Annotated in this window: 15 protein-coding genes; all 15 read right to left on the reverse strand. The window is 57.8% G+C overall.

Going from position 1 to position 21,169, the window contains the following annotated elements; all coding sequences use genetic code 11:
- The 15 genes from narJ to GT753_RS10370 all read right to left on the reverse strand — a co-directional run bounded on the left by narJ (window position 1) and on the right by GT753_RS10370 (window position 21,010).
- Window positions 1–723, reverse strand: coding sequence for a nitrate reductase molybdenum cofactor assembly chaperone (narJ, locus tag GT753_RS10300; RefSeq protein WP_004934644.1), 723 nt, complete (start codon window positions 721–723; stop codon window positions 1–3).
- Window positions 720–2,264 (reverse strand): nitrate reductase subunit beta, encoded by a 1,545-nt coding sequence (narH, locus tag GT753_RS10305; protein ID WP_048323942.1) that lies wholly within the window; start codon window positions 2,262–2,264, stop codon window positions 720–722. Before narH ends, narJ begins: the two co-directional genes overlap by 4 nt.
- Entirely contained in the window at window positions 2,261–6,022 is a 3,762-nt protein-coding gene (locus GT753_RS10310; RefSeq protein WP_160125570.1) for a nitrate reductase subunit alpha, read from the reverse strand. Before GT753_RS10310 ends, narH begins: the two co-directional genes overlap by 4 nt.
- Window positions 6,023–6,477: 455 nt before the next feature.
- Window positions 6,478–8,337 carry a hypothetical protein gene (locus GT753_RS10315; protein WP_021504020.1) on the reverse strand — a complete coding sequence of 620 codons (1,860 nt, stop codon included), beginning with the start codon at window positions 8,335–8,337 and terminating at the stop codon, window positions 6,478–6,480.
- 11 nt (window positions 8,338–8,348) lie between these two features.
- Window positions 8,349–9,092: a glycosyltransferase family 2 protein gene (locus GT753_RS10320; RefSeq protein WP_015378195.1), complete on the reverse strand. Its 744-nt coding sequence runs from the start codon at window positions 9,090–9,092 to the stop codon at window positions 8,349–8,351.
- Between the two features lie 7 nt (window positions 9,093–9,099).
- Complete coding sequence (locus GT753_RS10325) at window positions 9,100–10,155, reverse strand: glycosyltransferase family 4 protein (protein ID WP_015378196.1); 1,056 nt, start codon at window positions 10,153–10,155, stop codon at window positions 9,100–9,102.
- A 1-nt stretch (window position 10,156) separates the two neighbouring features.
- A complete protein-coding gene (locus tag GT753_RS10330; protein WP_004934661.1) occupies window positions 10,157–11,062 on the reverse strand; it encodes a glycosyltransferase family A protein in 906 nt (301 codons plus the stop codon).
- Between the two features lie 3 nt (window positions 11,063–11,065).
- A complete protein-coding gene (locus GT753_RS10335; protein ID WP_160125571.1) occupies window positions 11,066–12,220 on the reverse strand; it encodes a hypothetical protein in 1,155 nt (384 codons plus the stop codon).
- A 6-nt stretch (window positions 12,221–12,226) separates the two neighbouring features.
- Window positions 12,227–13,075, reverse strand: coding sequence for an ATP-grasp fold amidoligase family protein (locus GT753_RS10340; RefSeq protein ID WP_015378198.1), 849 nt, complete (start codon window positions 13,073–13,075; stop codon window positions 12,227–12,229).
- Window positions 13,056–14,354 (reverse strand): flippase, encoded by a 1,299-nt coding sequence (locus GT753_RS10345; protein WP_160125572.1) that lies wholly within the window; start codon window positions 14,352–14,354, stop codon window positions 13,056–13,058. Before GT753_RS10345 ends, GT753_RS10340 begins: the two co-directional genes overlap by 20 nt.
- Window positions 14,355–14,358: 4 nt before the next feature.
- Window positions 14,359–16,539 (reverse strand): polysaccharide biosynthesis tyrosine autokinase, encoded by a 2,181-nt coding sequence (locus GT753_RS10350; RefSeq protein ID WP_160125573.1) that lies wholly within the window; start codon window positions 16,537–16,539, stop codon window positions 14,359–14,361.
- A 27-nt stretch (window positions 16,540–16,566) separates the two neighbouring features.
- A complete protein-coding gene (locus GT753_RS10355) occupies window positions 16,567–17,700 on the reverse strand; it encodes a polysaccharide export protein (protein WP_031299728.1) in 1,134 nt (377 codons plus the stop codon).
- A 45-nt stretch (window positions 17,701–17,745) separates the two neighbouring features.
- Window positions 17,746–18,795: a UDP-N-acetylglucosamine--undecaprenyl-phosphate N-acetylglucosaminephosphotransferase gene (gene wecA / locus GT753_RS10360; protein ID WP_015378202.1), complete on the reverse strand. Its 1,050-nt coding sequence runs from the start codon at window positions 18,793–18,795 to the stop codon at window positions 17,746–17,748.
- Between the two features lie 173 nt (window positions 18,796–18,968).
- The gene (locus tag GT753_RS10365) at window positions 18,969–19,931 is read right to left on the reverse strand and encodes an NAD(P)-dependent oxidoreductase (RefSeq protein ID WP_031299729.1); all 963 of its coding nucleotides are present in this window, start codon (window positions 19,929–19,931) and stop codon (window positions 18,969–18,971) included.
- 179 nt (window positions 19,932–20,110) lie between these two features.
- Window positions 20,111–21,010, reverse strand: coding sequence for a helix-turn-helix domain-containing protein (locus tag GT753_RS10370; protein ID WP_033645720.1), 900 nt, complete (start codon window positions 21,008–21,010; stop codon window positions 20,111–20,113).
- Window positions 21,011–21,169 lie beyond the last annotated feature (159 nt).

Raw genomic sequence — 21,169 nt, forward strand, 5'->3', positions numbered from 1 at the left:
TTAGCGTCCTTTGGTTCCGGTTAACGCATCCGTCAGGTCCAGATACTGTGGCGCCACCGCGCCGGCGAAGCGCCGCTGGTGCGCCGTCTGCTGGGCGGAGGCGCAGCCCTGTTCGCCGAGAAACTTGACCTGCTCCTCTTCCCACACCGCATCCAGCGCCTGCGGCGTATCGTCGCGCGCCTCTTGCGCCACCTGCGTCTCCAGAGCCTGCGCCTGTACCTCGCTGCCGGACAACGCCAGCAGCAAATCGAACAGCACCGCATACGGGCTTTCGCGCTGCTGCAAGCGCGCGCCCAACAGCGCCAGGATCGGCGCGATGTCCTGCAGCCCTTCGCGCGCCTGCGCCGCGTTGCGGCTGGCCAAATACTCCAGGTACAGCGGCAGGAAATCCGGCAGCTCGCGGCTGTCGATCTCCAGCCCGGCGGCGCGGTACTGCGCCATCAGGTCAACCATCGCCTGGCCGCGATCGCGCGATTCGCCGTGCACGTGTTCAAACAGCAGCAGCGAGGTGGCGCGGCCGCGATCGAACAGTTCGCAATAATCGGCCTGCGCGTCCAGCAACGGGCGCGCGCACAGGCGGCGGATAAACAGAATCAGCTGCGCGCTGTGGTGCAGATCCAGCTCGCTGGCCGGCTCCAATGCTTCGATCAGCGCCTGCTGATGGTCAAACAGCGCCTGCTCCGGGTAATCCAGCAGGCGGGCGATCACTTTCAGGCTGATCATGAGGCGTCCTCCGGCCGCGCGCTTCTCGCGCTCACGTCGATGGCGTCGATACGGCGGCTGTTGAACAGGTTGAACTTGCCGTCGCTGCCGTGGCAACCGTCGCCGAAGCTGAAGCCACAGCCTTTGCTTTCCGGGAAGGCTTCACGCGCCAGCTCGCGGTGGCTCGACGGCACCACGAAGCGATCTTCATAGTTGGCGATCGCCAGGTAGCGATACATTTCCTGCGCCTGCGCTTCGCTCAGACCGACCTGCTCCAGCGCGCTGGTGTCGACCACGCCGTCGACGGTTTCCGCCCGTTTGTAATGGCGCATCGCCAGCATGCGCTTCAGCGCCAACAGTACCGGTTCGGTATCGCCGGCGGTCAGCAGGTTCGCCAGATACTGCACCGGGATGCGCAGGCTCTCGACGTCCGGCAATACGCCGCTGTGCGCCAGCTCGCCGGCGTCGGCGGCAGACTGAATCGGCGACAATGGCGGCACGTACCACACCATCGGCAGCGTGCGGTATTCCGGATGCAGCGGCAGCGCCAGCTTCCAGTCCATCGCCATTTTGTACACCGGCGACTGCTGAGCGGCTTCAATGACGCCCTGCGGCACGCCGTCCGCCAGCGCCTGAGCAATCACCTTCGGATCATGCGGATCGAGGAAGATATCGAGCTGGCTCTGGTACAGATCCTTGTCGTTCTCCACCGCCGCCGCCTGCTCGATGCGATCGGCGTCGTACAGCAGCACACCGAGGTAGCGAATGCGGCCGACGCAGGTTTCCGAACAGACCGTCGGCTGCCCGGCTTCGATGCGCGGGTAGCAGAAGATGCACTTCTCGGACTTGCCGCTCTTCCAGTTGAAGTAGATTTTCTTGTACGGGCAGCCGGTCAGGCACATGCGCCAGCCGCGGCACTTGTCCTGGTCGATCAGCACGATGCCGTCTTCGCCGCGCTTGTAGATCGCCCCGCTCGGGCAGGTGGCGACGCAGGCCGGGTTGAGGCAGTGCTCGCACAGGCGCGGCAGGTACATCATGAAGGTGTTTTCGAACTGGCCGTACATCGCCTTCTGCAGGTTGTCGAAATTTTTATCCTGCGAGCGTTTTTCGAATTCCCCGCCGAGGATCTCCTCCCAGTTCGGGCCGCTTTCGATCTTGTTCATGCGCTGGCCGGTGATCAGCGAGCGCGGGCGCGCCACCGGCTGGTGCTTGCCCTGTTTGGCGGTGTGCAGATGCTGATAGTCGTAATCGAACGGCTCGTAGTAGTCGTCCAGCGCCGGCACGTCCGGGTTGGCGAAGATTTTCGCCAGCACGCCGACGCGGCTGCCCATGCGCGGCTCCAGCTTGCCGTTGATTTTACGGATCCAACCGCCCTTCCACTTCTCCTGATCTTCCCAGGCGTGCGGATAGCCGACGCCGGGTTTGCTTTCCACGTTGTTGAACCAGGCGTATTCCATGCCTTCGCGGCTGGTCCAGACGTTCTTGCAGGTGACCGAACAGGTGTGGCAACCGATGCACTTGTCCAGATTCAGCACCATGCCGACTTGCGAACGAATTTTCATTTGTGGTTCTCCTGCTGACTGCCCTGCGCGTAGTCGTTGCCTTCATCGTCCAACCAATCAATACGGTTCATCTTGCGCACCACCACGAACTCGTCGCGGTTGGAGCCGACGGTGCCGTAGTAGTTGAAGCCGTAGGCCAACTGCGCATAGCCGCCGATCATGTGGGTCGGCTTCGGACAGGCGCGGGTCACCGAGTTGTGGATGCCGCCGCGTTGGCTGGTGATCTCCGAGCCCGGCAGATTCACGATGCGCTCCTGTGCGTGGTACATCATGGTCATGCCGGCCGGGATACGCTGGCTGACCACCGCGCGCGCCGTCAGCGCGCCGTTGGCGTTGAAGGCCTCGATCCAGTCGTTGTCCGCGATGCCCAGATCTTTGGCGTCGTCTTCGCTCAGCCAGACGATCGGCCCGCCGCGCGACAGCGTCAGCATCAGCAGGTTGTCGCTGTAGGTGGAGTGGATACCCCACTTCTGGTGCGGCGTCAGGAAGTTCAGCGCCTTCTCCTTGTTGCCGTTCGGCTTGCTGTTGAGCAGCGGCCGCGCGGCGCGGGTATCGATCGGTGGCCTGTACGCCAGCAGGCTTTCGCCGAAGGCGCGCATCCACTCGTGGTCCTGATACAGCTGCTGGCGGCCGCTGAGGGTGCGCCACGGGATCAGCTCGTGCACGTTGGTGTAGCAGGCGTTATAAGAGACGTGCTCGTCTTCCAGGCCGGACCAGGTTGGGCTGGAGATGATTTTGCGCGGCTGCGCCTGAATGTCGCGGAAGCGAATTTTCTCGTCTTCCTTGTTCAGCGCCAGATGCCGGTGATCGCGGCCGGTGACGTTGCTCAGCGCTTCCCAGGCTTTCACCGCCACCTGGCCGTTGGTTTCCGGCGCCAGCGACAGGATCACTTCCGCCGCGTCTATCGCGCTCTCGATCTTCGGCCGCCCCGCCGCCGGGCCGTCGGCCTTGACGTAGTTCAGCTGCTTGAGGAAATCGACCTCGGTCTGGGTGTTCCAGCTGATGCCCTTGCCGCCGTTGCCCAGTTTGTCCATCAACGGCCCCAGGGAGGTAAAACGCTCGTAGGTGGCCGGGTAATCGCGCTCCACCGCGATGATGTGCGGCGCGGTTTTGCCGGGGATCAGTTCGCATTCGCCTTTCTTCCAGTCCTGCACGCCGTAAGGCTGCGCCAGTTCGGCGGCGGAGTCGTGCTGGATAGGCAAGGTCACCACGTCGGTTTCCTGGCCCAGATGGCCGACGCACACCTCGGAGAAGGCTTTGGCGATGCCCTTGTAGATTTCCCAGTCGCTCTTCGAATCCCAGGCCGGATCGACCGCCGCCGACAGCGGATGAATGAACGGGTGCATGTCGGAGGTGTTCATGTCGTCTTTTTCGTACCAGGTGGCGGTCGGCAGCACCACGTCGGAATACAGGCAGGTGCTCGACATGCGGAAATCGAGCGTCACCACCAGATCCAGCTTGCCTTCGCCGCCCTGCTCGCGCCATTCCACTTCCTGCGGCTTCACGCCGCCCTGCTGGCCGAGATCTTTCCCCTGGATGCCGTTCTCGGTGCCCAACAGGTATTTGAGCATGTATTCATGACCCTTGCCGGAAGAGCCCAGCAGGTTGGAGCGCCAGACGAACAGGTTGCGCGGGAAGTTCTGCGGATTGTCCGGCTGCTCGGCGGCAAAGCCCAGCGCGCCGCTCTTCAGGCTGTCGACGGTAAATTCGACCGGCGACTGGCCGACGGCGCGGGCCTGCTCCGCCAGGCGCAGCGGGTTAGCGCCCAGCTGCGGCGCCGACGGCAGCCAGCCCATGCGCTCGGCGCGCACGTTGAAGTCGATCAGGCTGCCGCCGAAGCGCGATTTGTCCGCCAGCGGCGACAGCAGCTCATCGGCGCCGACGGTTTCATAGCGCCATTGGCTGGAATGGTTGTAGAAGAACGAGGTGCTGTTCATGTGGCGCGGCGGGCGTTGCCAGTCGAGGCCGAACGCCAGCGGCAGCCAGCCGGTTTGCGGCCGCAGTTTTTCCTGGCCGACGTAGTGCGCCCAGCCGCCGCCGCTCTGGCCGACGCAACCGCAGAAGATCAGCATATTGATCAGGCCGCGGTAGGTCATGTCCATGTGATACCAGTGGTTGACGCCGGCGCCGACGATGATCATCGAACGGCCGTGGGTCTTCTCGGCGTTTTGCGCGAATTCGCGGGCAATGCGGATGATGTTGTGGCGCGATACGCCGGTGATCTGCTCAGCCCAGGCCGGGCTGTAAGCCTTGACCTCGTCATAGTCGGCGGCGCAGTTGGCGTCGCCCAGTCCGCGCTCCAGGCCGTAGTTTGCCAACGTCAGATCGTACACGCTGGTCACCAGCGCTTCGCTGCCGTCCGCCAACTGCAGGCGTTTCACCGGCAGCTTGTGCAGCAGGATCTCGTCCAGCGCCACGCTGTTGAAATGCTCGCTGTCGGCGCCGCCGAAGTACGGGAAACCCACCTCGGCGACGTCGTCATGCCTGCCCAACAGGCTGAGCTGCAGCTCGACTTCCTGTTGCGCCTTGCCTTCGCGCTGTTCCAGGTTCCACTTGCCCTTCTCGCCCCAGCGGAAACCGATGGAGCCCTGCGGCGCCACCAGCTCGCCGCTGCGGCTGTCGATAGCGACGGTTTTCCATTCGGGATTGTTTTCCTGGCCCAATCCGTCCACCAGATCGGCGGCGCGCAGCAGGCGGCCGGCGGCGTAGTGGCCGCCTTCACGCGGCTCCAGCAGCACCAGCATCGGCATGTCGGTATAACGACGCACATAGTCGCGGAAGTAGCCGACTTCGCGATCGAGATGGAACTCTTTCAGCATCACGTGGCCCATCGCCAGCGCCATCGCGCTGTCGGTGCCCTGCTTCGGATTCAGCCAGTGGTCGCACAGCTTGGCGACTTCGGCATAGTCCGGCGTCACCGCCACGGTTTTGGTGCCCTTGTAGCGCACTTCGGTAAAGAAGTGGGCGTCCGGGGTGCGCGTTTGCGGCACGTTGGAGCCCCAGGCGATAATGTAAGAAGAGTTATACCAGTCGGCGGACTCCGGCACGTCGGTCTGCTCGCCCCAGGTCATCGGCGAAGCCGGCGGCAAATCGCAATACCAGTCGTAGAAGCTCAGGCAGGCGCCGCCGATCAGCGACAGGTAGCGGGCGCCGGCGGCGTAGGACACCATCGACATCGCCGGGATCGGCGAGAAGCCGATAATGCGGTCCGGGCCGAAGGTTTTGGCGGTGTAGACGTTGGCGGCGGCGATCAGTTCATTGACCTCCTGCCAGCTGGAGCGGACGAAACCGCCGCGGCCGCGCGCCACCTTGTAGCTCTTGGCTTTTTCCGCATCGCCGACGATAGAGCCCCAGGCTTCGACCGGATCGCTGTGCTGCGCTTTCGCTTCGCGCCACAGCTTGAGCAGGCGCTTGCGCATCAGCGGGTATTTCAGCCGGTTGGCGCTGTACAGGTACCAGGAGTAGCTGGCGCCTCGCGGGCAGCCGCGCGGTTCATGGTTGGGCAGATCGGGGCGGGTGCGCGGATAGTCGGTTTGCTGGGTTTCCCAGGTCACCAGACCATTCTTCACGTAGATCTTCCAACTGCAGGAACCGGTGCAGTTCACGCCGTGGGTGGAACGCACCACTTTGTCGTGCTGCCAACGGCTGCGGTAGCCGTCTTCCCAGTCGCGGTTGGTGTTCAAGGTCTGGCCGTGATCGCCAGAAAAAGGCTCCGCCAACTGCTTGAAATAGCGGAAACGGTCTAAAAATTTGCTCATCCGGAATGCTCCTGAAGGCTCTTGTCGTTATAAGAAGACATGCTCAATCTGCCGCCAGCCTACTGACGGCCAAGAGGCGGCAAATTGATTGCGATCAAGAGAAAGCGGGAGGCGCCGCGCGCGTCGGCTGAGAAATACCACCAAAGTATAGGTGTGAAAGATTAAGTTAATTGATTGAATTAAAACGAGTAAAACAGAATATAGAGATAAAGGTGGGCAGGAGGGAGGCAAGGCGGGGTATTTGGGGGTAGGACGCGGGAGAAACCTCCCGCGTCAGACTGTTGACAAAGGGGGAAAAAGCGTGGTTTTTCCCCCTTTGTGGTGAGCGGCCGAAAATCAATAAATTGATTTTCCTTGTTTTTTATTTGGTGCTCTCTGCCAACCCGGCAAGGGTATAAGGTTTGTCATCAATCTCACGCGGGAGAAACCTCCCGCGTGATGCTAACTCGATGCTTTCAGCGTTGGAGCCACAGCGTCGCGGTGCCCACTGCGGGCAACGCCAGCGCGATCTCCGCACCCGCGCCCTGCTGCCGCCAGCCCGCCGGAAGGCGCAAGCGGGTGCTTCCCTCCCGATAGTAAGGATTGGCTACCAGCAGCAAGGCGCGATCGCCCAGAATAAACATCCGCGCCGGCATTTGCGGGTCGCTTCCCGCCAGCGGCGTCGATTTTCCCGTCAGCAGATAAGGGGTGAAGGCGGCGATTTGCTGCGACACGGCAGCCACACCACGCCAGGTGGCGTCAAACTCCCGTTGGTCGAAGCGGCCGGTTTTGCGTTTGTAAAACAGATCGGTATAAGAATAAAACAACAGCCCCTTGGCGCCGCCGATCAGCGCCTGCCAGGCCTGATTGCGGATTTCCGCCTCTGACGGCGGATGTGGCTTGCGGCGGGCGTCATAAGCGGCGTGATCCATGATTTGCATCACCACCCAGGCTCCGCGTGCCTGGCGGGCAGCCTGCACCGTCAGTGCGGTATAACGCGTGGTGCGCGTCAGATCGCTATCGTTCCCCACCGGATAAGGGTCGGTCGCCAAAATGTCGCTGCTGTTGAAGTGAGCGTCCAACTCCCCGGTTTTGTTCAGCACCTGGAAAGTCGGATGATCGCCGTCAAGTCGCTTTATTTGCAGGTTTTTTTCCTCGATTTTATCGAGATATTCCGGCCCCAGCTCATCGTTGATGTACCAGGCAAGCAGGTTGGGCTGAGAGCGCAAACGCTGCACGTACCAGGCAGTCAGCGCCGCGTAGTCGCCACCGCGGACGGCCGGCGCGAAGCGGCTGCCGCGGTACTGATCTTTGACGGAGTAAATGACCAACAGCCCGCGCTTGCGTGCGTTGCGGAAAAAGGCGTATGGATCTTTCTTTTCCCCGTAATCATAGTTCAGCACCGTGTTGAATCCCGCCGAGGCGATGCGCGCCAAATGCTCATCGGTAGCCACGTTGGCGTAAATGCCCAACGGGAAAAGCCGTTGACCGTCGCGCAGGGTAAAACCTTCGCTGTCGATCGCCACTTTGGCCGCAGGCTGCCCGACGCGAAAAGACAGCTCGCTGCCCTGAGCCTGGCGGGATTGTGGACCGGTAACCTGCTGACGCAGGCGGTATTCACCCTGGGCCAGGCCGGCCGGCGGTTGGTATTCGATACGGCGTTGTCCCTCAACCTGATAACGGTCGCGGCTACTGTGAACAACCTGCCCCTCGGCATTGAGCAATTCGCTGTCGACCTGCAAATGCTGCGGCTGCGAAGTGACGACCAGCGTGTCAACCTTCCCCTGCGCCGACGCGCCGAGCTGATATAACGCCGGCATAGACGCTCGAGCACAGGCATAGGCGTCGTCAAACCAGGCGGTACCGGTGCTCCCCTTACGCAGATAAACGCCAAAAGTGATTCGCGCCGCCTGCGGCGGCACGGTATAGCTGGCGTTCACCTGCCGCCAGCCGCTGTCGCCGGTTACCCCAGCCGGATAGCTGCCTTCCAGAAAGCGCCCCTGCGCATCAAAGCTCTGCAGATAAACCCCAGCGCCGCCGTCGCGGCTTTGCCCGCGTACGCCGCGAGTCTTGAGCCAGACGCCGAAATCTATCGTCTGTCCGGGCACAACCTGCAGCGCCTGGTTGAAGGTACGGTATTGCGCTACATCTGCATTGTCATAACGCAGACTCCCCCTGCCACTGTGCGTATCGCCGTCGGCCTGCGCGCCCTGCGCTCGCCAGCCGCTGAGCCCCTGCTCAAAGCCGGGGTTGATCAACAGATTGGGTTGGCAGTTCTGCGCCAGAGCCGCTGCGCCCCACAAGGCGCAACAGCCCAGAGCCGCCCGCCGATACATCCCCCTCATGGTCATTTCCTTTTCACCACGGCATTGAACAGATAGGTGGCGAACAAATAGCAGGATTTCTGGTACGACAGCCCCAAATGCTGACGGTAAATCCGCCATTGCCAGTCCGCAGCGCGGATTTTGTTGCCCGACAGCGAATGAGTAGACAATCGGTAACAGGCCAGCGGTTCGGGAATGCAGTAGGCCAGGCCGTTACGCGCCTTCTGCAGCACCGCCAGCCACATCAAATAGTCCTCATGCCCCACTTTTTGCTGATACACCTTACCGATGCGCTTCTGGTTATAGATGCCGGTGAGATTGCCGATCCAGTTGCTTTTCAACATGTCCTGATAGCCGATAAGCTCATCCGCACCACGGGTGTTTTTGATCAACTTCAGATCGTCTTCGAAGGTGTAATAATGGGAACACACCACGTCATAGCGGCGGGTTTGCAAAATGCTCGCCTGGCGCGACAGCTTGTTGGGGAGCCATACGTCATCACTGTCGCAGAAAGCGATATAATCCCCGCTCGCCGCCTCAATGCCGATGTTGCGCGTTTCCGCCACGCCCTGGTTATGCTCATTGCGTATATAGGTGAGGCGATCGTGGATAAACGGCCGCACCACCTCGGCGGTGTTGTCGGTGGACGCATCATCGATCACATACAGGTGATAGTCGGTAAATTGCTGGTTCAGCACACCAAGAATCGATTCTTTGATTGAGTTTGCCGCGTTGTAGGCGGGCATTATCACGGATATCTTTTCCATTCGGTCCTCACTCAATGAGCTGTTGCCACTGGGGATAAATACGTTCGGGAGAAAAACGGCGAGACTTATCAAGTGCAGCGACAGAAAAGCGCTCGCGCAGAGCCGGATCGCGCATCAGCTCGAGCACGCCTTCGCTGAAGGCGGCGGCATCGTCATCGGGCACCAGATAGCCGTTGACGCCGTTGTCTATCAGCTCGGCCGGGCCGGTCTTGCAGTCGTAGGCCACCAGCGGCAGGCCGAAACTCATGGCTTCGATCAGCACCATCGGCAACCCCTCATAGCGCGACGTCATCACGTACAAACTGGCCTGGCGATAATAGGCCGCCACGTCGGCGGTGGCCGGCAGCAGGCTCACCTGCTGCTCCAGCCCGGCGCCTTCAATCTGCCGCCGCAGTGCGTCGCGCTCAGGGCCGTCGCCAATAATCAACAGCCGCCAATCCGGCATCTGCGCCGCCACCCCTCGCCACAGCGCGATCAGACGCTCGAAGCCTTTCTGATTGCTCAACCGCCCCACCGCCAGCGCCACCTTTTCCTGCAGCGCCGGCGTCGGCGCCTGTGCACCGAACGGCGAAACGTTCTCGATCACCCGGCATTTCCCGGCACCCACCCAGCGAGCGATGGCGTCGCTATCTTGCCGCGTCAGGAAAATCACGCGATCGCTCAAGCGGTAAACCAACAACTTCAACCATTTAAATACGCGCGGATACTGGTGAAAGCTGACGTGTTCGCTCAATAACAGCCGGCTGCGGGCACAGAACAAACGTAGAAAAGGCGTCATCACCACCGACAGTTTTCCCATGGAAACGGTAATGATCACATCCGCGCGTTCACGCCGCAGAGCCAACGCCAGCCGCCATGGCCAGAACAGCGAATCGCCGCCGCCACAGCGTAGCCGGACGTTGCTCGCCAGCGGAAAGAAGCTCCGTTCGCCACACAGCGAAAACACCGCCACCTCGTAATTCGGCAGACGCGCCAGCGCATTGGCCAAACCGCTGGCGACCCGTTCAGTGCCGCCCTTGCCCGCCATATTTTCGATGACGATGATTACCTTGCGTGCTTGCATATCATCTCCTGAATCCCTGGCGCACATTGCGCAACAGCCGGCCGCCAACCGAGAACAACCCCAGCCGCGTCAGACAATCGCCATACCATTTGATCATCTTGAACTTGCCGCTCAGGCTGTGCCGCACGATGCGCGACGAATAATAGTTGAACGCCTGGGCGTTTTCCGAATACAGCGAGGCCAGCAGGTGCTTGCAGGCGAATCCGCTGATATGGCGATCGCTGGGGCTGAGGAAGGTATTGATGAAGCGGTCGCTGGCCTCCAGATTAAGCTTCGCCGTCATGCGTCCGTAGCGCCCCACGTCGAGAAACACCCCGCCGCCGGCGTCATGCGCCACTTGCGCGCCCAAATTGGTGGCGTTGACCAGAAAGCCCCAATCCTGATGTTTGTTGAGAAACTCGGGAAATAAAAAGCGGCGATCGCTTTTTTTACGCATGCTGATGGTGGATGACCGAATATCACCCATTTCCAGAAAAAGAAAATCCTCACCGGAAGAACCGGATTTGTAGTGGAAATTGAAGTCGCGTACCGAATCACCACTCACCTCTGCATAATTACCGAAGATAATATCAATATGGCGATCTTCATGCTTCTTCATGCGGCGAATAATATAGTTGGTAGTGAAGTAATCATCCGAATCGAGAAAAAACACGATCTCCGATTGCGCTAAATTGGCGCCCAGGTTGCGCGATACCGCCGCATTGCTCTTTTGTTTTTTCTCATGCAGCATCACGTTGCTATTAGTCGCCGCTATCTGGCGAATATATTTGATATCATCCTCGTCAGAGCAATCATCAACCAAAATCACCTGATAGTCGAACCCTTGGCAAGCGTTGAAAATCCGCTTCAGAGTTTTAGGCAGGTAACGCGCACTATTATAAATAGGGATCACGATCGAGAAATCCATTTCTTAACCCTCCAACTTAGAATTTATCATTTCTTTTCCACGGCAAAGCAGCAATAACGACACGTTAAATACCGGGACCAAAAAATAGGTTTCCGTAAAAGTTGTTAGCAGGAAAACCACCACCACCCAGCGCATGAATCGACTCAGCCTGCGCATATTCCCCAACAGGTGAAAATAACAAAAAAGCATGACAACAGAGGCTATCCCACCAGCCGAATAAAACATGGCGATGAAGAAAAAATCGACCGGCTTATAGGGTTCGATATTCATGCCGAACAGCGGATTGGGTAGCCCCACCGCCTGAAACATCTGCCAGGAGAACCAGATGCGCCCGGTCAACGCCTGGTTCAACAGCGCGTCCAATGCCGGATTGTTCCCCCAGCGTATAACGCTGGCGAACTGAAAGCCTATGATAGCCAACGTCAGCGCAATGCAGATTTTTCTATTGGGGGTAAAACGCAGCAGCGGCGCCAGCCAAAACAGCAACAACATCAACAGCGCCAACATAAAACAGGTGCGGGAATAGGAATACATCAGCACCGGGATAATTAACGCCGACACCCCCAGTGAGGCGATATTTTTCATTCCACGCGTTAATTTTGCATGGTCGATCAGGCACAGCAGCATGGCGAACAAGGCAAAAGAATAATACGCCAAGGTGTTCGGGTTATCGAAACCCAGCGTTAATCTGTTGCCATAGCGCTCATCAAGATAAACAAATCCCTCGGTGTAAAAGGTATAGGGGATAACCATCAACAGCCCGGCAACCACAAAAGCGATAGCGAACATTTCAGCGCCGCGCACCATCTCGATGCGGCGGAATAAAATTATCACCGCCGAGCTGAATACCGCGCCAAAAAGGTAATCACCATGTCCGGTGGCGATATTAACCAGAAACAGCAGAACCAAAAAACCCGCAACCGCTTTTTCCGCCATCGTAGCGATGAAAAATGCATAGCCGACATAGAGCAACATTAGGGCATTAAGCCCCGTCACGGTTTTATTAATCAGCTCGCTGTTGAACGATCCCGAGGTCAGGAAAGTTTTCACGAAAAAGATCAACAGGAAGGTCAATATGATTGATTGATTGACCAAATCCCGCGACTGATTATAACCGACATTGGCATGCATGTGAAAATTGGAGGCGACTCTCTGCATAAGCGTTTACTCAGTAAAATAACTGCCCCATTCCTGCTCGATGTTTTCCGGTTTAAGCTTGCTTAACCCCGCACCAGGCGTAAACGTCAATTCACCGAAATAGACCTTCTCACCGACCTGGTAGAAATCCACGCGGACATAAGAGAACTGCTGCGCAACCTGGCGAGCCAAGCGCGTCATTTCTTCCAGCCGCGTAGGCCGCGGCATCGGTTCGTCGGCATTCGGCAAGCTGATGCGGATTTCGGTGCGGTTCCAGTCGATATCAAAAATGTCGCGCCGATGGGTGCCGAAACGCTGGTAATCCACCTGGATGAACATGCGAATTTCATGGTTGTCGTTGAAACAATGAAACTTGATATCGTTCGGCACCTGCTCACCATCCAGCAACATGCGTTCCACCATGATGCAGGGTTCGATGTCCAGATAATGCTTTTCGCGACTCTGCTCGTAAAAGTTGCTGCGCATCCACGAACTACTGAGATCGTACAATTCCGCGTAGCTAACCTGTTGCTTGTCGAACACCAACCGGTTATAGCCGCTGCCATGGTTGGCCTTCAGCACGAAGGCGTCGGGCAACTGCCTGAACGTGTCGTAGCTGAGTTCCGTGCCATGCGCATACAGCTCTACCAGATACTCTTCGCCCCACAGGCCGGCAATAAATTCACGGACCTTGTATTTGTCCGACAAGGTGGTGTAGATGCTGCGCGGATAAATTTTGCGGCGCATGATCTTTTCGCTGAAGCCGGTCGGTTTTGACAGGTGCGGCAGTTTTTTGAAATAGAGCGCGTATTTAACCTGATGGTGCCAGGCATCGGGCAGGCGCTTGGAAATGCTTTTAACCAGGGTGTTTAACATGCTCTCTCCTTAATTTGCTGACAAGACGCGGCAGGCAGTAAAAACAGGTCAGCTGCAGTCGGGTAATTTTCCCGCCACGGAATAAACTGTTCAGAACGAAGAATGAAATGAATTCCGCCAGTAGCGTAGACACCGCAGCGCCGGTCAGGCCGTACCGCGGGATCAGCAGCAGATTCATCGCCACGTTCATCAGAACCACCAACGGCATCTTGATGGCGATAAAGCGATAACCGGCGAACAGCACGATGCTGCGGTACGAAACCGTCCCCATCACTGAGAACAGCGAGGTCAGCGTACAAATAGCCAGGATGTCGGCGGCCGGTTGAAAAGCGGCGCCATACAGCAGCGCAATAGCCGGGTGGGCGAACCACCACAGCCCCAGCAGCACCGGCAACGACAGGCCCAATACCACCAGATACAGCACCCGGATGCGGTACTCCTGCTCCAACGGATCGCGACAGTTGGCAATACCCGGCATCAACGAGGTGATCAGTGCCATCGGCACAAAAACCCACCCCTGACTGAGGGTGGTAGCGGCGCTGAACCAGCCCACCGCCTGCTCGCCGACCAGATTGCCCAGCATGATTTGATCGATGCGGGTATAAATCACTATCGCCAGACTGGAGATGGCCAACGGCAGGCCCACTTTCAGCAAATAACGGCCATAGCGCCTGGCCTGGCGCGGCGTAACCCGCGGCGTGGCCGCAGCTTCCCCACGGAATAGCCAGAGGCGCGCCAGATAAGGTACGGCGCTGCTGAGGATGTAGGGTACCGCGAACCACACCAGCGGCAGCGCAACGCTCACCAGCGCCAGCCGCAGCCCGATCGACAGCAGCAGCGCCAGGTTGTTGATCAGCGTATTGCGTTTCGACTGCAGGCGGGCATCGTAATAAATTTTGTACACGTCCTGAATCGAGAAATAGGCGCTGATAAGCAGCAACAGCGTCATCAGTTGACTGGCTGGCGGCTGGCTGAAATAGCTCCATATCAGCATCGGCAGCGCCACCACCAGGAACAGCCGGCGGCGCAAACGCATCGAAGCCAACATCAGGCGAATGCCGCTCGGCTGGCGGCGGGCGACGCGGTTGAAAATGATGCTGTCGGCGCCCAGCTGCACCAGCGGCACCACGATGGCGATCGTCGCCAATAGATAGTTGAGAGCGCCAAACTGGGCGGGCCCCAGATAGCGCGCAACGTAAATGGAGACGAAGATGCCGGACAGGCTGAGCGAAACGCGTTCCAGCATCAGCCACAGGGCGTTGGTGATAATGGCCTTCACCCGCTTATTCCTCTGCCTGCCGGCGATCTTCCCGATGGCTTGGATAGGCGAAGTTGTAATAGCTCATGTCGGTCGCCGCCCTCTTCACGATGCCGTTGAGGATTACGCCTCTGATCGCCACGCCATTTTGTTCGAAACGGCGCATGCTGGTTTCGATCTGCTTGACGGTGTTCACCTCAAAACGCACCACCAACAGTGACGTACCGGCGTGATTGCCGACGATGGCCGCGTCCGTCACCGCCAGAATCGGCGGCGTATCAATCAGCACCAGATCGTAGTTTTGCCCGGCCCAGCGCAGGAAATCGGCGAAACGGCGATGCATCAGCAGCTCGGACGGGTTCGGCGGCACCTGGCCACGCGGTACGAAATCCAGATTGGCAATGGCGGTTTTCCGCACCGCCTGTTCCGTCGTCACTTTGCCCACCAGCATGTCGGACAGCCCTTGATGAGCGTCGTCCGATAGCCAACGATGCAAAAATCCTTTACGCATATCCGCGTCGATCAACAGCACCCGCTGCCCGGCCTGCGCCACCACCACCGCCAGGTTGGTGCTGGTAAAACTCTTGCCGCTTTCCGGGCTGGCACCGGAGACCATCAAAATGTTGTTTTTGGCCTCCAGCATAGCGAAATGCAGGCTGGTGCGCAGGCTGCGAATGGCCTCCACCGACAGATCCGCCGGCTCGGCCACCGCCAGGATCGGCAGGCGACGACCGCCGGATTTGGGCAACAGCAGGCGTTGTTCGCGATTGCGTTTCGCCTGCCATGGCGACAGCGGCACGGTGGCGTAGACGTTGATGCCTCGCTTCTCCAGCGTATCGATATCATTGATGCCGCGATGGAAGGCCGTGCGCAGCAGCACCACGGCCGCAGTGCCTGCAGCGCCCAATATCAACGCCAACAACACGATTAGCATCTTTTGCGGCTGAATCGGTCGGATAGCGGTTTCCGCCTCGTCAACGATGCGAATATTACCCACCGTGCCGGCCTTGCTGATGCTCAGCTCCTGCTGTTTGTTCATCAGTTGCATGTAAACCTGCTGATCCACCTGCACGTCGCGGGTGAGGCGCAGGATCTCCTGCTGCATTTTCGGCAGCGTCTGTACCTGTTTGCCGAGCCGCGCCTTTTCCGCCTCCAGCGTGGCGCGCTTTTCCATCAGCGCCCGGTAAGCCGGGTGCACGCGGGTATAAAGCTTGGAAATCTCCGCCTCTTTGAAGGTCAGCTCGTTGAGCTGGGCTTCGAGCTGTACCTGCGTGTCCAGCACCGACTTGGCTTCCAGCGACAGATCCACCGAGTCGTTTTGCTGGCGGAACTGGTTGAGCTGGGTTTCGGCGTTGTTGAGCGAGGTTTGCGTTTGCGGCAACTGCTCCTGCAGGAAGGCCAGCATCCGCTGCGCCTCTTCCGTTTTGCGATCCACGTTCTGCTGCAGGTAGTTATCGGTGATGTTCTTCAGCACCGCCTCGGCACGCTGCGGATCTTCGCTCGGCAGCGTAAACGTCATGATGCCGCTGTCTTTGCCGCTCGGCACTACGCCCAGGTATTTACGCAGATCGTCCACCGCTTCTTGACGCGCGACTTTAACCACGGTGAAACTGGTGCCCGGCGCCGCGTCCAGCGCCGAAACGGTCATGCCCCACTCGCCCTGCGCCACCGGTTGCCCAACCACGCCGCTGAACAATTTGGCGCCGTCATGGCTCAGCTCGTAATGTTGCCCATCGCGCACCGTCAGCGTCAGCGCTTCGCCCTGCATGTCCGCCGGCGTTGTCAGCGTGGCGATGTCCAATACCGGCGCCTTTTCACCGCTCAGTCGGGCAAAGCCTTTACCGAATACCGGGAAATAGTCCGGTTCGACGCGCACCGTCAGGCCGAGGGCATCCACCGTTTTGCCGAGCACGTAGCGCGACTTGACCAGCGTCACCTCATCCTGCGTCGCCGCATTTTGCCCCAGCGAACTGTCCAGCGTTTCACGCAGCAGCGAATCGCCGGACAGCTGATTCTCCACCTGCACCACCGCCGTGGCCTGGTACACCGGGGTAGCCAACAGGGCGTAGGCGACGCCCAGCGCACCGACCACGCCGGTCACGACGGCGATCCGCCAGCGGTTATCCCACAGCGGCCCTACCAGACGCTCCCACTCCAGCTTTTCATCTTGTTCGGCCACCATCACGGACAGCGCATTATTTTTCATCTTCTGTTCCTTATTCACCCTGCTGAGTTACCAGTTGCGCACGCGCAAGGTAGCCTCGCTGAGATCGTTAAAACTGCTGATGGTCGGCACCAGCTGGCTGATCAAACGGTTCCAGCGCGCGACCGGCGCCGCGGTGACGTACACGACGTCGTAAGGGTGCAGCTGAAATTCAGCGCCCATCGCCAGCGCGCTGGCGTCGGAGAGATCGAACTGATACAGCGTCGCCAGCCGCTGCGGGGGATTGCCGCCGCTCGGCCGGATCACGAACACCCCGGTCGCATCCGCCACCGTCTGGCTGATCCCTTCGGAAGATCCGAGGGCTTCGGTCAGGGTCATGCCGCTGCGATCCATCTTCAGCGTCGCTTGCTTGCCCACCTCGCCCATCACGAACACTTTCAAGTTGTCATTGCGCGGAATGTAGAGGATGTCGCCCGGCTGCAGCAGCTCGTTCTGGCTGATGTCGCCACGCTGCATCAGCGCCTGCAGCGAGATGGCCCGCTCTTTGCCCTGATGGGTCAGCACCACGTTGCGCCAGTCGGCATTGTCCGTCAGGCCGCCGGCGGCGTTGATCGCATCCAGAATGGTCAGCGGCACGTTGGTGATCGCCTGCTGACCGGAGGTTTTCACCTCACCGGTCACATAAGCCTTCTGCGAACGGAACGCGGCGATGCTGACATCCACCTGCGGGCTTTCCACATACTGCGCCAGACGGCCGGCGATCAGGCTGCGCACTTCGGTGACGGTTTTACCCACTACCGCCACGCGCCCGATATAGGGGTAAAAGATCGTGCCATCCGCATGCACCCAGTTACCGGTGTCGCTGGCGCTGCGATATTGCCCGGCCGGCGTGGTCAACTCGGGGTGATCCCAGACGGTGACGTTCAACACGTCGCCGACGCCGATACGGTATTGGTAGCTCTGCAACCGCTGATCCAGTGCCGGATTCGGCTGGGCGACCGGTTCAACGCGCCGCATTTTCTGCAGCAGCATCGGTGACATGCGATAAACCTGTACCTGGCTATTCAAATCGAAATCGTCGTCTTGTTGCACGACGATGGCTTTTCCGCTGGTCGATAAATGTGAGCCGGGAACCACCGTACAACCGCTCAACAACGCGGAGGTGAAGGCCAACGGCATCAAAAGAGGCAAATGAAAATTCATGGAAGTACCGTGATAAACGGGCTGCTGCCGCAGCCCGTGAGAGGATTAACGCCCGACGGTTGGATTATCGCTGAGCATCGTCGCCTGACGCGGTTCGCGCAACATGGCGAAATAACCGCAAAAACAGAACAGAAACGCCACCAGCATCAGGCTTTCCTGCAGTTGCAACACTTCACTGCAAATGCCGATGCAGGCCAGCGTCACCGCCAGCATGGTGCTCATCGCCAGTGCCTGACGCGCATTGAGCCCGCGACGCATCAGAATATGGTGCAAATGATCGCGGCCCGCTTTGAAGGGGCTTTGGCGGCGCAACAGGCGGCGCACCATCACGGTCACCATGTCCATCAGCGGAATGGCGATCAGCCACAGCGCGGTGACCGGGCGCATTACCGCCTGCTGCCCCTGCGTCGCCAGCAACACCAGCCACAGCACGCTGAAGCCGATCACCATGCTGCCGGCGTCCCCCATAAAGATTTTGTTACGCGCGCCGAACAGGCTCAGGTTGAACAGCAGATAAGCCGCCAGCGCGACGATCATGCCCAGGCACCACAGCGCCAGATCTTCCCGGCCACCCAGTCCGAACACGATGGCCAGCGCAACAAAGGTCACGCAGGACAAGGCGCCCAGTTGCCCGTCGATGCCATCCACCATGTTGTAGGCGTTGATCGCCCCCCATACCGCCAGCGGCGTGAGCAGCAACGCGCCATAACCGAGCATCACTTCCTGATGGCCCCAGGCATGGCCCAATGAGGAAAGCTGCATCCCTGCCGCCAGCATCATCGCCAGCGCGATCCCTCCCTGCACCATGACGCGCGGCGCCACGGGCAGATCAAAGCGGTCATCCAGTACGCCCAACACCACCAGCGCCGTGATGCACAGCAGGTAGACGGTGTTGTCGGGCAGCCAGACGGGTTGCCACAGCGTCATCAGCATCAGTGTCAGGTAAACGGCGATGCCGCCGACCAACGGAATATGTCCCAGATGTTGCTTGCGCGCATTGGGCTTATCCACTAATCCCACCGTCAAGGCGACCCGGCGGGCAATAAGGATCCACGCGACCGCCAGCACAAATATCACGCTCAGTTGATATAACATCGTTCCTCCAGCGAATAAGCACGCTACCGCCCTTGAGTTACAGCTCCCAATGCGCTATTAACAAAAACAAAATTGATCCTGCCAGGATATAAGTCAGCATGAATTTATCCTGAAAAATACAGATTTATCCGCTTGTCGGCGGAATAATCAAATAACGTCAGCGTGCGATTAAGTTATCTATCAGAAAACTCATGTTTAATGGTTCTTTCGATTGCCGAATCAAGTTCAACAGGCGCCACGAAATTATTTTGCACATTACTTTTAAACTGCGTTCTGGCGCAGAATTTCTGTACTCTGACACGACTGATTGGGAATTTCTTTCGACTTATTTTACTCACAACATCCAATGCGGTTGCGCCGCATATGCCTACGGCATAAGGAATGCGAATCGTCTTATTTTCTCTCCCCAATGAAGAGGAAATTACGTCAACCAATTGATTCATCGTAAAGTCCGGTTTATCGACGTAGTTGCTGACCTGATAACTTGACTGTTGATCCAGCGCATATTCCAGCCGCGCGGCAATATTTTCAACGTAGGCCATCGACTTCATATTATTGCCGCTGCCAATCATCACGAAACGTCCGCTGGCGATCTGACGGAACAGGTTATACACGTTGCCACGGTTGCCTTCGCCGAATACCACCGTTGGGCGGATGATAGTCAACCGATTTTCCTCATCGGCCTTGCGCCAGGCTTCATAAACGTATTCCGCCTCAAGCTTGGACTTGCCGTAATGGTTGAAAGGCTCGAAACGTCCTTCCTCGCCGGTCTCCTGTTTGACGAAGCCGTAAACAGCGACCGAGGAGGTGAAAATGATTTGACGGATATTCAGGGCGGAGGCGGTCATGCAGACATGGCGCGCGCCTTCGACATTGACCTGATAATAGAGCGAAATGGGATCGACATTGTCCTGATGCTCCGCCGCCAGATTAATGATGGCGTCGCAGCCCGCCAGCGGTTCTTGCAACGTCTGGGGTTGCGTCACATCGCCATACTGATAAAGGGATGGAAAATGTGCACTGGGTTGCTTATCGACGATGACCAATGTCAGATCATCGCGCTTACTGAGACGTTTCGCCAGGCGTGTTCCGATAAAACCGGAACCCCCGATAATAGCTACTTTACGCTTATCCATAATTTGTCACTCAGCAGGTTCTCATTATTCCCGTCACCCGATTGGGACAGGACGCTAATACGCGTTAGGTAATGAGTTCCAGACTGGACAAATCGAACCTGGCTTTCAAATAACAAATAATGAAATAAAAGATTTCATCAAATGTAAAATTATCGCTATAGATAAAACCTCATTCAGCGCTAATTTTTAACATCGTAAGCAACTTGATATTGCAAGGTTTTATTCGGCAATATAAGATTAATCCGACCCTTACCGGTGGAGGAAGAGGTCTCATATTTTACCGGCAATTTCAGCTGACCTTGCTTAGGATCGACACATTCGATGGTCGCCTGCTCCATGCTCTCGCCCTGGTACAGGCAGAACAGAGTTTGCGGGCTGTTGGTATGGGGATTATTCAGCGTCAGCGTCAACACCACACGCGTGTTGTTCTGAATATCATTGATCACCGGGGGGCGGGTTTGGTTGCCAAGCACGTATGAAAAATGTGAAATAACCAGCAAAGAGGCGAATACGGTCAGGTATTTCACTACACGGCTGGCGGGCATGCTGAAAAAGCGACGCGCCGCCGCCGACTTTTTTTCACGCGCCGGTTCTTTGGATGACTCCACCGTTGCAACAGGCGCAGCAACCAGCGTCGATTTATGCGGCTTATCTATTTTTTCATCGTTTGTTTCAGACGACTCACTTTCACTTTCAGAAAGTTCCGCTTGAATATCAACGCCAATATCTTCACCGCCATTTAATATATCATCATCAGCGTAGTCTTCATCCTCGGATATAAAGTGAAAAGCCGCTTGATTTTCCACCTTGTAACCCAAACGAGGAATGGTTCTGATAAGCGTGTGTTCCGTGTCACTAATCTTTTGGCGAATAGATTTAATTGTTTGATTTATCGTTGAATCTGAGCAATAGGTTCCTTTCCAGATATTTTCTATAATTTCCGTTCGGGTAACCAGTTCTGGCGATCTGGCGACAAGCAGCGAAAGAATTTGATACTCCTTCCAACGCAGACGAAATTTCTCCCCGGCAGGAGTCAGAACATCGAGATTCCTAATCTTTATTCTTTTATCAAGATTCACTTTTAATTTCCTTAGCGTGCCTGTCCTGCACACTTTGTATAGAAATATCAAAAAATGTTCAAGAAATTAAATGTAAACTCAACAGGTTGCATTCATCGGATATTGGCCTTTATAAAAATTTTCTGATTTCATTTTTTACATTAGGCCATATTAAGGATG

The organism is Serratia sp. Z4 (assembly GCF_009900725.1).
Classification (GTDB): Bacteria; Pseudomonadota; Gammaproteobacteria; order Enterobacterales; family Enterobacteriaceae; genus Serratia; species Serratia nematodiphila.

What these genes read in the sequence shown, in the direction of transcription:
- narJ (WP_004934644.1), bottom strand. Translation starts at nt 723, where the DNA reads ATGATCAGCCTGAAAGTGATCGCCCGCCTGCTGGATTACCCGGAGCAG.
- narH (WP_048323942.1), bottom strand. Translation starts at nt 2,264, where the DNA reads ATGAAAATTCGTTCGCAAGTCGGCATGGTGCTGAATCTGGACAAGTGC.
- GT753_RS10310 (WP_160125570.1), bottom strand. Translation starts at nt 6,022, where the DNA reads ATGAGCAAATTTTTAGACCGTTTCCGCTATTTCAAGCAGTTGGCGGAG.
- GT753_RS10315 (WP_021504020.1), bottom strand. Translation starts at nt 8,337, where the DNA reads ATGTATCGGCGGGCGGCTCTGGGCTGTTGCGCCTTGTGGGGCGCAGCG.
- GT753_RS10320 (WP_015378195.1), bottom strand. Translation starts at nt 9,092, where the DNA reads ATGGAAAAGATATCCGTGATAATGCCCGCCTACAACGCGGCAAACTCA.
- GT753_RS10325 (WP_015378196.1), bottom strand. Translation starts at nt 10,155, where the DNA reads ATGCAAGCACGCAAGGTAATCATCGTCATCGAAAATATGGCGGGCAAG.
- GT753_RS10330 (WP_004934661.1), bottom strand. Translation starts at nt 11,062, where the DNA reads ATGGATTTCTCGATCGTGATCCCTATTTATAATAGTGCGCGTTACCTG.
- GT753_RS10335 (WP_160125571.1), bottom strand. Translation starts at nt 12,220, where the DNA reads ATGCAGAGAGTCGCCTCCAATTTTCACATGCATGCCAATGTCGGTTAT.
- GT753_RS10340 (WP_015378198.1), bottom strand. Translation starts at nt 13,075, where the DNA reads ATGTTAAACACCCTGGTTAAAAGCATTTCCAAGCGCCTGCCCGATGCC.
- GT753_RS10350 (WP_160125573.1), bottom strand. Translation starts at nt 16,539, where the DNA reads ATGAAAAATAATGCGCTGTCCGTGATGGTGGCCGAACAAGATGAAAAG.
- GT753_RS10355 (WP_031299728.1), bottom strand. Translation starts at nt 17,700, where the DNA reads ATGAATTTTCATTTGCCTCTTTTGATGCCGTTGGCCTTCACCTCCGCG.
- wecA (WP_015378202.1), bottom strand. Translation starts at nt 18,795, where the DNA reads ATGTTATATCAACTGAGCGTGATATTTGTGCTGGCGGTCGCGTGGATC.
- GT753_RS10365 (WP_031299729.1), bottom strand. Translation starts at nt 19,931, where the DNA reads ATGGATAAGCGTAAAGTAGCTATTATCGGGGGTTCCGGTTTTATCGGA.